The organism is Streptomyces sp. NPDC087440 (assembly GCF_044744005.1).
Taxonomy (GTDB): domain Bacteria; phylum Actinomycetota; class Actinomycetes; order Streptomycetales; family Streptomycetaceae; genus Streptomyces.
This window is the reverse complement of record NZ_JBIUXN010000009.1, coordinates 131,114-144,247: the sequence shown is the minus strand read 5'-3', so window position 1 is coordinate 144,247 and position 13,134 is coordinate 131,114. Positions and strand designations below refer to the sequence as shown.

Below are 13,134 nucleotides of genomic sequence, written 5' to 3'. Positions count from 1 at the left end.
CATGGCGGGCAGCACCCACGGCTTCTCCGTCCAGCGCTACGCACCCGAGCGCGGCGCGTTCGCGAAGCTCACCGCACGCGACTCCGTCGTCCGCCGCCTCGACTGGCCGCTGCTCCTGTCGGCGCTCGCCCTGTCGGGCCTCGGCGCACTGCTGGTGTGGTCGGCGACCCGCGGCCGCGACACCCTCAACCACGGCGACCCGTACTACTTCCTCTTCCGGCACCTGATGAACACCGGCATCGGCTTCGCGCTGATGATCGGCACCATCTGGCTCGGCCACCGCACCCTGCGCGGCGCCGTGCCGATCCTCTACGGGCTCTCCGTCCTCCTCGTGATCGCGGTCCTCACCCCGCTCGGCGCCACCGTCAACGGCGCCCACGCGTGGATCGTCATCGGCGGCGGATTCTCCCTCCAGCCCTCCGAGTTCACGAAGATCACGATCATCCTGGGCATGGCGATGATGCTCGCCGCCCGGGTCGACGCGGGCGACCAGGCCAACCCCGACCACCGCACCGTCCTCAAGTCACTGGGCCTGGCCACCATCCCCATCCTGATCATCATGCTGATGCCGGACCTCGGCTCCGTCATGGTCATCGCCATGATCATCCTGGGTGTCCTGCTGGCCTCCGGAGCCTCCAACCGGTGGATCTTCGGCCTGGTCGGCACGGGCGTCCTCGGAGCCGTCCTGGTCGCCGTCCTCGGCCTCCTGGACGAGTACCAGATCAACCGCTTCGCCGCCTTCGCCAACCCCGACCTCGACCCGGCGGGCGTCGGCTACAACACCAACCAGGCGCGCATCGCGATCGGCTCCGGCGGACTCACCGGCACCGGTCTCTTCAAGGGCTCCCAGACCACCGGACAGTTCGTCCCCGAACAGCAGACGGACTTCGTCTTCACCGTCGCCGGCGAGGAACTCGGCTTCCTCGGCGCGGGCGCCATCCTCGTCCTGCTCGGCGTCGTCCTGTGGCGGGCCTGCCGCATCGCCCGGGAGACCACCGAGCTCTACGGCACGATCGTCGCCGCGGGCATCATCGCCTGGTTCGCCTTCCAGTCCTTCGAGAACATCGGCATGACGCTCGGCATCATGCCCGTCGCCGGACTTCCGCTGCCCTTCGTCTCCTACGGAGGGTCGTCCATGTTCGCCGTGTGGGTGGCGATCGGACTCCTGCAGTCCATCAGGGTGCAGCGACCCATAACTGCGTGACAGCGCGCCCCTGTTTGGGACCGGTCGCTGCGTCTAGATTCATGTCATGGCGGACACCAAGCGCGAGATCGAGCGAAAGTACGAAGCCACTACGACCGACACCGAGAGCGAACCCCGGCTGCCCGACTTCACCAAGGTGGCCGGGGTTTCCTCCGTCCAGGACCGGGGCGTCGTGGACCTCGACGCCGTCTACTACGACACCGACGAACTGGCACTGGCGGCCCACGGCATCACCCTGCGCCGGCGCACCGGCGGCGGCGACGCGGGCTGGCACCTCAAACTCCCCGTCGCCCCGCACGTGCGGGACGAGATCCACGCCCCCCTCACGGACTCCGACGACGTACCGCGCACCCTGTCCGCCCTGGTGCGGGCACGCACCCTGGGAGAGCCCCTGCTGGCGACCGTACGCCTGCGCTCCTCACGCCGGGTGTGGCATCTGCGCGACACCGCAGGAGAGCTCCTCGCGGAAGCCAGCGTGGACACGGTGACCGCACACCGTCTCGGCGGCGGCGGGAACGCGCACACCTCCTTCACGGAGATCGAGATCGAACTCGCCGACGACGGCGACCCGGCCTTCCTGGACGCCGTCGACAAGAAGCTCCGCAAGGCAGGCGTACGCCCCTCCGCCTCGCCGTCCAAACTGGCGCGCGCCCTCGCCGAGACCGGCGGCGGACCCGTGCCCCGCGCGGTGCGCGCGGACGACAGCGCGGGCGCCCACGTCCTGGCGTACGTCCGCGACCAGGTCGAGGCCATGGCGGTGTACGACCCCGCCGTGCGCCGCGACCTCCCCGACTCCGTGCACCAGCTCCGGGTGGCCACCCGGCGGATGCGCAGCGCGTTCAAGACGTACCGGACAGTCCTCGACCGCACCGTCACCGACCCGCTCGGCGACGAACTCAAGTGGCTGGCCGGGGAACTCGGCGTCGACCGCGACCAGGAAGTCCTCGCCGACCGCCTCCTCACCCGCCTGACCGCCCTCCCGCGCACCCTCCTGCTGGGCCCGGTGCGCGGCCGCCTGCGCATCTGGTCCGTCGCCCGCCGCAGCGGCTCCCGCCGCCGCACCCTCGCCGTCCTCGACGGCCGCCGCTACCTGGAGCTCCTGCGCTCCCTGGACGCCTTCCTCGCCACCCCGCCACTGCGCCCGGCGGCGGACCGCGACGCGGCCACCGTCCTGCACAAGGCCCTCGTCAAGGACCACGCGCGGCTCGCCGACCGCACCGAGCACGCCCTGGCGCTCCCGCCGGGCGGCGAACGCGACCTCGCCCTCCACGAGGCCCGCAAGGCCGCCAAACGCCTGCGCTACGCCGCGGAGTCGGCCCGCCCCGCCCTCGGCAGGCCCGCCAACAAGCTCCGCAAGCGGGTCAAGGACGTACAGGGTCTGCTCGGCGACCACCAGGACAGCGTCGTCGCCCGCGCCGAACTGCGGAACCTGGCCATCCAGGCACACGCGGCGGGGGAGCCGTCCTTCGTGTGGGGCCTGCTGTACGGGCAGGAGGAGTCCCGGGCGGCCGACCGCGAGCGGGAGCTTCCGGAGGCGTGGCGGAGGGTGCCGGGGGTCTGAGACGGGCGGCAGGGGGCTCCGCAGGGCCGGGCGTGCAAAGGCACCCCGCACCCGCGTTAGGCTTGAGGGTCCCCCTGCCCGCTCATGAGAGACACCGCGATGCCTGTTGAGTCGGTCTTCCCCCGCCTGGAAGCCCTCCTGCCGCACGTGCAGAAGCCCATCCAGTACGTCGGCGGTGAGCTGAACTCCACCGTCAAGCCGTGGGAGAGCGCGGACGTCCGCTGGGCGCTCATGTACCCGGACGCGTACGAGGTCGGACTCCCCAACCAGGGCGTCATGATCCTCTACGAGGTGCTCAACGAGCAGGAGGGCGTCCTCGCCGAGCGCACCTACAGCGTGTGGCCCGACCTCGAAGAACTGATGCGCAAGCACGACGTGCCGCAGTTCACCGTGGACGCCCACCGCCCGGTCAAGGCCTTCGACGTGTTCGGCCTCAGCTTCTCCACGGAGCTGGGCTACACGAACATGCTCACCGCCCTCGACCTCGCCGGCATCCCGCTGAACGCCGCCGACCGCACCCTGGACGACCCGATCGTCCTGGCGGGCGGCCACGCCGCGTTCAACCCGGAGCCGATCGCGGAGTTCATCGACTGCGCGGTCATCGGCGACGGCGAGCAGGCCGTCCTCGACATGACGAACATCATCCGGACCTGGAAGGCGGAGGGCCGCCCCGGCGGCCGCGAGGAAGTCCTCTTCCGCCTCGCCAAGACCGGCAACGTCTACGTCCCGGCGTTCTACGACGTCGAGTACCTCCCCGACGGCCGCATCGCCCGCGTCGTACCCAACAAGTCCGGTGTGCCGTGGCGCGTCTCCAAGCACACCGTCATGGACCTCGACGAGTGGCCCTACCCCAAGCAGCCCCTCGTCCCGCTCGCGGAGACCGTCCACGAGCGGATGTCCGTAGAAATCTTCCGCGGCTGCACCCGCGGCTGCCGTTTCTGCCAGGCCGGCATGATCACGCGCCCCGTGCGGGAGCGAAGCATCACCGGCATCGGCGAAATGGTCGAGAAGGGCCTGAAGGCCACCGGCTTCGAAGAAGTCGGTCTCCTCTCGCTCTCCTCCGCGGACCACACCGAGATCGCCGACATCGCCAAGGGCCTCGCGGACAGGTACGAGGAGGACAAGATCGGCCTCTCCCTGCCCTCGACCCGCGTCGACGCGTTCAACGTGGACCTCGCCAACGAGCTGACCCGCAACGGTCGCCGCTCGGGCCTCACCTTCGCCCCCGAGGGCGGCAGCGAGCGCATGCGCAAGGTCATCAACAAGATGGTGTCCGAGGAAGACCTCATCCGCACCGTCTCCACCGCCTACGGCAACGGCTGGCGCCAGGTGAAGCTGTACTTCATGTGCGGCCTGCCCACCGAGACCGACGAGGACGTCCTGCAGATCGGCGACATGGCGGTCAACGTCATCGCCGAGGGCCGCAAGGTCTCCGGGCAGAACGACATCCGCTGCACCGTCTCCATCGGCGGCTTCGTGCCCAAGCCGCACACGCCGTTCCAGTGGGCTCCGCAGCTGAGCGCCGAAGAGACCGACGCCCGGCTGGAGAAGCTCCGCGACAAGATCCGCGGCGACAAGAAGTACGGCCGTTCCATCGGCTTCCGCTACCACGACGGCAAGCCCGGCATCGTCGAGGGCCTGCTCTCGCGCGGCGACCGCCGCATCGGCTCCGTCATCCGCGCCGTCTACGAGGGCGGCGGCCGCTTCGACGGCTGGCGCGAGTACTTCTCGTACGACCGGTGGATGCAGGCCGCCGCGAAGACGCTGCCCGAGTACGGCGTCGACGTCGACTGGTACACCACCCGTGAGCGCACCTACGAAGAGGTGCTCCCCTGGGACCACCTGGACTCCGGTCTCGACAAGGACTGGCTCTGGGAGGACTGGCAGGACGCTCTCGACGAGACCGAGGTCGAGGACTGCCGCTGGACCCCGTGCTTCGACTGCGGCGTCTGCCCGCAGATGGACACGAGCATCCAGATCGGCCCGACGGGCAAGAAGCTGCTCCCGCTGTCGGTCGTGAAGTAGCCGCACCCGCACCTGCGCAGAAGGGTCCGACCGGGAACACCTCTCCCGGTCGGACCCTTCTGCGTACGCCGCGAGAGCATCCGAACGGGCCCGAGCGGCGTCCTGAACGGGAAACGGGGGAGGACCGGCCATGGATCTCGACAAACGACCGGCACACGCACCACAGGCGGAGTTCGCGCGCACACCGGCACCGGAGGTCACGCGAGCACCGGCACCGGAGGCCACGCCAGCACCGGCACCGGTGATCGCGTCCACGCACCAGGAGGGCTGCCTGACGGCCTTCGTGCGGATTCCGGTACGGATCGTGGTGCTGGTCCTCGTCATCCCCGTACGCGTGCTCTGGGACCTTCTGCGCACCGGAGGCGAACTCCTGCACCGGGGTGTCCTCAAGCCCCTCGGGCGCGCCCTGACGTGGCTCGGCCGCACCCTGGTGGTGATACCGGCCGTCCGGCTGTACGAGGCGGTGCTCACCCCCCTCGGCCACGGCCTGCGCCGGCTGGGCCGAGCGGTGTTCGTCACACCGTGGGTGGCGCTCGGACGCCATGTGCTCGCACCCCTGTCCCGCTGGCTCTACAGCGCCCTGCTGACCCCTCTGGGGCACGGGCTGCGGTGGCTGGGACAGGTGCTGGGCGCCGGGGGAGCGGTGGTGGGACGCGCGCTGGGGGCGGCCCTGAAGTTACTCGGCACCTGGCTGGTGCTCGCACCCCTGGGCGTCCTCTGGGCCTTCGTGCTGGAACCGGCAGGCCGGGGCATCGCCTGGCTCGCCCGCCACCTGGGCACCGCACTCGCCGCCACCGCACGCGGACTGTGGGCCGCCCTGAAGTGGACCGGACGCACCCTCGTGGCGATCCCCGGCGTCTGGCTGTACGAAGCGGTGCTCACCCCCCTCGGCCGCGGCATCGCGTGGACCGTGACGACGCTGCTGGTGAAACCGGTGATGTGGCTCCTTGGGGAGATCGGCACCGCCCTCGCCATCTGCTGGCAGGTCGCGGGATACGTGTCCCGGGCGCTCGGGCGGGCACTGAAGTGGCTGGCGTGGAACGCCCTGGGACGCCCCCTCGCCTGGACCTGCCGCACCGTCATGACCCCCCTCGGCCACTGGCTGCGCGACGACATCTGGCGGCCCGCCAAACGGGCGGCCAGGGAAGTCGGCCGCACCACCCGCGAGGCACTGCGCTCGGCCCGCACCGCCTTCCGCGACACCCGCCGCGACCTCTGGCGCGGCCTCGTCGGCTCCCCGACCCCGCCGCCGGTCCCCGTCCGCTCCGCCGAGGCGGCACCCCCGGTCCTGGAGAAGCAGCGCCTCTGACCGGCCCCCGGACCGGGCCCCTCCCGAGTGGATCACCCCAGCCCCGGGAACCAGCCCGGCCCCCGGCGCGTACTCTGGGGAGTACAAAGACTGCCCCCGGCGCAGCACCCCACCTCCGAGACCCCCTGCTCCGCAGGGCCGGGCCGGACGGGGAGACGCCGCGCGGGGACACCCCACAGGCCCGTGGGCGCGCGGAAGACGCGCCGCCCCGCACCGAGGAGAAGAACCACTGGGCAAGCGACAGCCCGAAGGCCCGCCGCCCGCACCGGCGGTGCAGCGCATCCGACTGCGCTACACCAAGCGAGGCCGCCTCCGGTTCACCAGCCACCGAGACTTCCAGCGCGCGTTCGAGCGCGCCCTGCGCCGTGCCGAGGTGCCCATGGCGTACTCGGCCGGATTCACCCCGCACCCCAAGGTGAGCTACGCCAACGCGGCCCCCACCGGCACCGGCTCCGAGGCCGAGTACCTGGAGATCGCGCTCACCGCGTCCCGCGACCCGCAGACCCTGCGCGGACTGCTCGACGAGTCGATGCCCGACGGCCTCGACATCGTCGACGCCGTCGAGGCCCGCACCTCCGGCCTCGCCGACCGCCTCACCGCCTCCATCTGGGAGCTGCGGCTGAACGGTGTGAGCGAGGAGGAGGCCGCCAAGGCCGTCGAGACCTTCCTCGCCGCCGAGACCGTCGAGGTCCAGCGCCGCACCAAGAACGGCATGCGCAGCTTCGACGCCCGCGAGGCCGTCGTCGAGATGGCGTCCGTACCGCTCTCCGAGAGCGTGGCCGCTCCCCAGGGTGAGGCAGGCGATAGGCCCACGGCGGAGCCCTGTGCGATACTGCGCCTGGTAGTGCGGCACATGACACCCGCCGTACGACCCGACGACGTCCTTTCCGGTCTCCGCGCTGTGGCCGACCTGGCGCCGCCGGTCCCCGCAGCGGTGACCAGGCTGGCGCAGGGGCTTCTCGACGAGGAGTCCGGAACGGTGACCGACCCGCTCGCGCCCGACCGCGAGGCAGTGCAGGCAGGCTCTACCACAGCCCCCGCACCCGCCGCCGCGAAGGCGCCTGAAGGTTCCGGTTCCGCGTAAGGGCAGTCGTTGCAGCGCAGCCCTGGCACTCGGGAGCCACCTGGGTCGGGCCGCGTAACCAACCGGACTTTCGCCAGGCCGTACGTCTCGTGCATACGGAACCGGCGAGCTAGAGATCAGCTCCCGTGCGGCGCCCGCGCCCCGGACGGTGGCCCCGCACCACGCGAGGGCCGCGGCCGGACCGGATTCAGGCGCGGCGCCCGGGAGCGCGACGGGAGAACCCCGCATGCTTGAGCCGATCGACCCCGCTGAGGCCGAGAAGACGTCGCCCAGCGACACCCTGCCGCCGCGCCGCAGGCGCCGTGCGGCCTCACGTCCCGCCGGACCCCCCGGGGCCGGCGCGACCCAGCAGAACCAGCCGGACCCGTCGGATGCCGCCAAGACCGTAGAGGCCGCGGCTCCGGCCATACCGGCCGGAGAGGGTGCCGTGACCGACACCACTGACAACACCCCGAACACCAGCACCGGCGACAGCGCCGCCCCCGCACGCCCGCGCCGCCGCGCCGTGCGCAAGGCGACCGCCCCGGCGGGCTCGCCCGCACCGGTCGTCGAGGAGACTCCGGCGCCGGTGACGGAAACCGCCGCCGCACCGGCCGCGGAAGAGGCACCCGCGCCGCGCACGCGCCGCCGTGCCGTCCGCAAGGCCACCGCCCCCGCGGGCGCATCTGCCGAGGCCGAGACCGCTGCCGCCCCGGCCGAGACCGCCGCTGTCGAAGAGGCCCCGGCCGCCGAGACAGCCGCTCCGGCCCGCCGTCGCGCCACCCGCAAGGCCACCGCCCCCGCAGGCGCCCCCGCGCAGGCGGAGGAGACGCAGGCCCCGGCCGCCGAGCCCGTCGCCGAGGAGGCGCCCGCGCCGCGCACCCGCCGCCGTGCCGTGCGCAAGGCCGCCGCACCGGTTGCGGAGGAGACCGTGGCCGCCGAGGAGACCGTGACCGAGGCCCCCGCCCCGGTCGCCGCCGAGCCCGTCGCCGAGGAGGCGCCCGCGCCCCGTGCCCGGCGCCGTGCCGTGCGTAAGGCGTCCGCCCCCGCGGGGTCGCCCGCACCGGTGGCCGTCGACGCTCCGGCCGAGCCCGCCGCCGTACCCGAGAAGCAGGAGCAGGCCGCCGAGGAGACTCCGGTCGCCGAGGAGGCGCCCGCGCCGCGTGCGCGCCGCCGTGCCGTGCGCAAGGCCACCGCTCCGGCGGGTGCCCCCGCCGCGGAGGCCGAGGCCCCGGCTCCGGCCGAGCCCGCCGCCGTGACGGAGGACGTGCCGGAAGCCGCGCAGGGGACCGTCGAGGACGAGGCGCCGCGCGGTCGTGCGCGCCGTCGGGCGAGCCGCCCGGTCGCCACCCCGAAGTTCACCGCCGAGCAGGCCGCGCCCGCCGCGCCCGCCGCCGAGGAGAAGGCGGAGGAGAGCGCGCCGCGCGGTCGCCGCCGTGCGCAGCGGCCCGCCGTCGCCGTCTTCCAGGCGCCGGTCTTCGCCGAGCCCATGTTCCAGACGCCGGAGACCGCCGCCATGGCCGCGGCCGCCGCTCCCGTCGAGGAGCCGGAGGAGGACGAGGAGGAGGTCGTCGAGGCCGAGGCCGTCGTCGAGGCACCCGTGCAGGAGGCGGAGCCCGCGCAGACCGGCGGACGCCGTCGCCGCCGCCGTCGCGGGGAGGGCCCGGTCGCCGAGCAGCCCCGTACCGACGTCCAGGAAGCCCCGCAGGACGAGGCCGACGCGGCCGATGAGGACGCGGCGCAGAACACCGACGCCGAGGGCCACGACGACGCGGACGACTCCGACGACCGCCGTGCCCGCCGCCGCCGTCGCGGTGGCCGTCGCCGGCGCCGGGGCGAGGCCCTGGACAGCGGGGACGCCGAGGACGGCGACAACGACAGCAGCCACAAGCGGCACGAGGACGTCCGGGAGCCGCAGCAGGACGCGGAGCACATCTCCTCCGACGAGGACGACTCCGACGACCACGACGACGAGCACCAGGGCGGTGGCTCCTCCAGCAGCCGGCGCCGGCGCCGGCGTCGCCGTCGCAGCGGTGACTCCGGGCACGACGAGGTGCAGGCCGGGTCCGACGACCCGGAGCGCACCGTCGTCAAGGTCCGCGAGCCCCGCAAGAAGGAGGCCGAGCGCGAGCCCGGCACCGGCTTCGACGAGGTCCAGTCCATCAAGGGCTCGACCCGCATGGAGGCCAAGAAGCAGCGCCGCCGCGAAGGCCGCGAGCAGGGCCGCCGCCGCGTCCCGATCATCACCGAGGCCGAGTTCCTGGCGCGCCGCGAGGCCGTCGAGCGCGTCATGGTGGTGCGCCAGAACGGCGAGCGCACCCAGATCGGCGTCCTCGAGGACAACATCCTCGTCGAGCACTACGTCAACAAGGAGCAGTCGACCTCGTACGTCGGCAACGTCTACCTGGGCAAGGTGCAGAACGTCCTCCCGTCCATGGAGGCCGCGTTCATCGACATCGGCAAGGGCCGCAACGCCGTCCTGTACGCCGGTGAGGTCAACTTCGAGGCGCTCGGCATGGCCCACGGGCCCCGCCGCATCGAGACCGCCCTCAAGTCCGGCCAGTCCGTCCTCGTACAGGTGACGAAGGACCCGATCGGTCACAAGGGTGCGCGTCTGACGAGCCAGGTGTCCCTGCCGGGCCGCTATCTCGTGTACGTGCCCGAGGGCTCCATGACCGGCATCAGCCGCAAGCTCCCCGACACCGAGCGGGCGCGTCTGAAGACCATCCTCAAGAAGATCGTCCCCGAGGACGCGGGCGTCATCGTGCGCACCGCCGCCGAGGGTGCGAGCGAGGACGAGCTGCGCCGTGACGTCGAGCGTCTGCAGGCACAGTGGGAGGACATCCAGAAGAAGGCGAAGAGCAACGGTGCGTCCAACGCGCCGACCCTGCTCTACGGCGAGCCGGACATGACCGTCCGGGTCGTCCGCGACATCTTCAACGAGGACTTCTCCAAGGTCATCGTCAGCGGTGACGAGGCCTGGCAGACGATCCACGGGTACGTCGCCCACGTCGCCCCCGACCTCACGGACCGGCTGTCGAAGTGGACGTCGGAGGTCGACGTCTTCGCGACGTACCGGATCGACGAGCAGCTGATGAAGGCGCTGGACCGCAAGGTCTACCTGCCGTCCGGCGGCTCCCTGGTCATCGACAAGACCGAGGCGATGATCGTCGTCGACGTCAACACCGGGAAGTTCACCGGACAGGGCGGCAACCTCGAAGAGACCGTCACCAAGAACAACCTGGAGGCGGCCGAGGAGATCGTGCGCCAGCTGCGGCTGCGCGACCTCGGCGGCATCGTCGTCATCGACTTCATCGACATGGTCCTGGAGTCGAACAGGGACCTGGTGCTGCGGCGTCTGCTGGAGTGCCTGGGACGCGACCGCACCAAGCACCAGGTGGCCGAGGTCACCTCGCTGGGCCTCGTCCAGATGACCCGCAAGCGCGTCGGACAGGGCCTCCTGGAGTCCTTCTCCGAGACCTGCGTCCACTGCAACGGGCGCGGTGTCATCGTGCACATGGAGCAGCCCACCGCCGTCGGCGGTGGCGGCGGCTCCAAGCGCTCGAAGAAGCGCGGCAAGGGCGGCAACGGCTCCGAGCACACGGACCACGCCGACCACCAGGTCGAGCACGCCTCCGACGCCGAGCACTCCGGCCAGGACAACGGCTCCGGTCACGACCACCACGAGGCGCACGAGCCCCTTGAGGTCGAGACGGAGGCGGAGGTCGCCGCAGAGGTGGCCGCGCCGATCGCGCTGCCCTCGCCGGACTTCGTACCGGACGAGGAGCTGTACAGCAGCGCCGCGGAGGCCGAGGCCGCCGCGACCCGTGGCCGTGGCCGCCGCCGGGCGTCGCGCAAGGCGTCGGCCCCGGCCGGTGCGCCGCGCGGCAAGACCTCGCCGGCGGACTACATCGAGCACGCGTCGCCGATGAAGGCGAAGGCGGCCGCGGTGGAGGCCCCCGAGGCTCCCGCCGTGGAAGAGGCTCCCGTCGCCGAAGCGGTGGCGGTGGCCGAGGAGGCCGCTGTGGCGCCCCGTGGGCGTCGCCGGGCCACCCGGAAGGCGTCGGCCCCGGCCGGTGCTCCGAAGGAGGCTCAGGCCGCCGCAGAGGTGACCGTGGTGGAGACGGCCCCGGTCGTCGAGGAGGCTCCCGCCGCCGCGGAAGCCCCCGTCGTCGAGGCCGAGACCTCCGCGCCCGTCGCGGACGCCGCGCCGCCGCGGGCCCGCCGCAGGGCGACCCGCAAGGCCACCGCTCCGGCGGGGTCGCCCGCGGGAGCGGTCGAGGCGGCCGTGCTGGTCGTGGACGCCGCGCCGTCGGCCGCTGCTGCGGAGTCGGCCGAAGCCCCCGTGGCGGAGGCACCGGCAGCTGACGCACCGGCCGCCGAGGCTCCGGTGACCGAGGCTCCGGCGCCGGAGGGCGACGAGGCTCCGGCCCCGGCCAAGAAGACGGCACGCAAGACCGCCGCCAAGAAGGCCGCACCGGCGAAGAAGGCGGCGGCCAAGAAGACCGCGGCCAAGAAGACCGTCGCGAAGAAGACGGCCACCAAGACCGCCAAGACGGCGACCAAGGCAGCCACGAAGACGGCGGCCAAGAAGACTGCGAAGAAGACGGCCGCGGCGGAGCAGACGCTCCCCTCCGTGTCCGCCCCCGCGCAGGACTGACGCTCCACCGCACCACCGGCTCGCCCGCTGCCCGCGCAGCACCAGGCAGCATCAGCAGCACCCGCAGTACCCAGCGGAACCGGCCCTCGGCCGGAACCAGGGTGGCCCGCGCCGATCCGGCGCTGGCCACCCTGGTATCCGGGACCGGTCCGAGATCTCCCGGGACCTTGCCCGGCACCCGGGCGAACCCGGGGCCGAAGGTCGTGAAATGCCCCTGAACAACGGAGAGTTCGAAACCTCATGAGCAACAGCGCCACCCCTCGCCCCATACGCAAGGCCGTCATCCCGGCCGCAGGGCTCGGCACCCGCTTCCTGCCCGCGACCAAGGCCACTCCCAAGGAGATGCTGCCGGTCGTCGACAAGCCCGCGATCCAGTACGTGGTCGAGGAAGCCGCCGGCGCGGGACTCTCCGACGTACTCATGATCACGGGCCGCAACAAGCGCGCTCTTGAGGACCACTTCGACCGCAACTACGAGCTGGAGTCCGCCCTCACCAAGAAGGGTGACGCCGACCGCCTCGCGCGCGTCCAGGAGTCCAGCGACCTGGCGACCATGCACTACGTCCGCCAGGGCGACCCGCGCGGCCTCGGCCACGCCGTGCTGTGCGCCGCCCCGCACGTCGGCGACGAGGCCTTCGCCGTCCTCCTCGGCGACGACCTGATCGACCCCCGCGACCCGCTGCTCGCCCGCATGGTCGAGGTCCAGCAGACGTACGGCGGCAGCGTCGTCGCGCTGATGGAGGTCGACCCGGAGCAGATCCACCTGTACGGCTGCGCGGCCGTCGACGCCACCGCCGAGGGCGACGTCGTCAAGATCAACGGCCTGGTCGAGAAGCCCGCCACCGAGGACGCCCCCAGCAACCTCGCCATCATCGGCCGGTACGTCCTGGACCCGGCCGTCTTCGAGGTGCTGCGCAAGACCGAGCCCGGCCGCGGCGGCGAGATCCAGCTCACCGACGCCCTCCAGACGCTGGCCGCGGACGAGAACGTCGGCGGCCCGGTGCACGGCGTCGTCTTCAAGGGCCGCCGTTACGACACGGGCGACCGCGGCGACTACCTGAAGGCCATCGTCCGCCTCGCCGCCGAGCGCGCGGACCTCGGCCCGGACTTCAAGACGTGGCTGCGCGGCTACGTCGCGGAGGAGATGTAGTTCTCCTCGGGCGCACGGCGACGGGAGCCTCGGCACCCGCGCGGGACGACCCTCGGGGCGGCCACCCTCGCACCAGCGGGGGCGGCCGCCCCGTACCCTTTGCCCCGCACACCCCTTGCACCACCCCGCTCAGCACTCTCTGCAGCTGCTCAGCACCCTCGGC

Annotated in this window: 7 protein-coding genes; all 7 read left to right on the top strand. The window is 72.6% G+C overall.

Translation table 11 applies throughout. The annotated features are described in order from the left end of the window. Position 1 precedes the first annotated feature (1 nt). The 7 genes from rodA to galU all read left to right on the top strand — a co-directional run bounded on the left by rodA (position 2) and on the right by galU (position 12,971). Complete coding sequence (rodA, locus tag ACIO3O_RS19885) at positions 2-1,204, top strand: rod shape-determining protein RodA (protein ID WP_401747449.1); 1,203 nt, start codon at positions 2-4, stop codon at positions 1,202-1,204. A 46-nt stretch (positions 1,205-1,250) separates the two neighbouring features. After that, entirely contained in the window at positions 1,251-2,765 is a 1,515-nt protein-coding gene (locus tag ACIO3O_RS19880; RefSeq protein ID WP_401747447.1) for a CHAD domain-containing protein, read from the top strand. A 99-nt stretch (positions 2,766-2,864) separates the two neighbouring features. Beyond that, positions 2,865-4,790 (top strand): TIGR03960 family B12-binding radical SAM protein, encoded by a 1,926-nt coding sequence (locus ACIO3O_RS19875; RefSeq protein ID WP_401747445.1) that lies wholly within the window; start codon positions 2,865-2,867, stop codon positions 4,788-4,790. A gap of 130 nt (positions 4,791-4,920) precedes the next feature. Then, entirely contained in the window at positions 4,921-6,099 is a 1,179-nt protein-coding gene (locus ACIO3O_RS19870) for a hypothetical protein (RefSeq protein ID WP_401747442.1), read from the top strand. 271 nt (positions 6,100-6,370) lie between these two features. Further along, on the top strand, positions 6,371-7,183 hold the full coding sequence (locus ACIO3O_RS19865; protein WP_401747440.1) for a TIGR03936 family radical SAM-associated protein: 813 nt from the start codon (positions 6,371-6,373) through the stop codon (positions 7,181-7,183). Positions 7,184-7,409: 226 nt separating this feature from the next. Continuing rightward, positions 7,410-11,822 carry an Rne/Rng family ribonuclease gene (locus ACIO3O_RS19860; protein WP_401747438.1) on the top strand — a complete coding sequence of 1,471 codons (4,413 nt, stop codon included), beginning with the start codon at positions 7,410-7,412 and terminating at the stop codon, positions 11,820-11,822. A gap of 240 nt (positions 11,823-12,062) precedes the next feature. Next, positions 12,063-12,971: a UTP--glucose-1-phosphate uridylyltransferase GalU gene (gene galU, locus ACIO3O_RS19855; protein ID WP_401747436.1), complete on the top strand. Its 909-nt coding sequence runs from the start codon at positions 12,063-12,065 to the stop codon at positions 12,969-12,971. Positions 12,972-13,134: the final 163 nt, after the last annotated feature.

Coding starts and splice junctions, on each gene's coding strand:
- galU (WP_401747436.1), top strand. CDS start 12,063: ATGAGCAACAGCGCCACCCCTCGCCCCATACGCAAGGCCGTCATCCCG.
- ACIO3O_RS19875 (WP_401747445.1), top strand. CDS start 2,865: ATGCCTGTTGAGTCGGTCTTCCCCCGCCTGGAAGCCCTCCTGCCGCAC.
- ACIO3O_RS19860 (WP_401747438.1), top strand. CDS start 7,410: ATGCTTGAGCCGATCGACCCCGCTGAGGCCGAGAAGACGTCGCCCAGC.
- rodA (WP_401747449.1), top strand. CDS start 2: ATGGCGGGCAGCACCCACGGCTTCTCCGTCCAGCGCTACGCACCCGAG.
- ACIO3O_RS19870 (WP_401747442.1), top strand. CDS start 4,921: ATGGATCTCGACAAACGACCGGCACACGCACCACAGGCGGAGTTCGCG.
- ACIO3O_RS19880 (WP_401747447.1), top strand. CDS start 1,251: ATGGCGGACACCAAGCGCGAGATCGAGCGAAAGTACGAAGCCACTACG.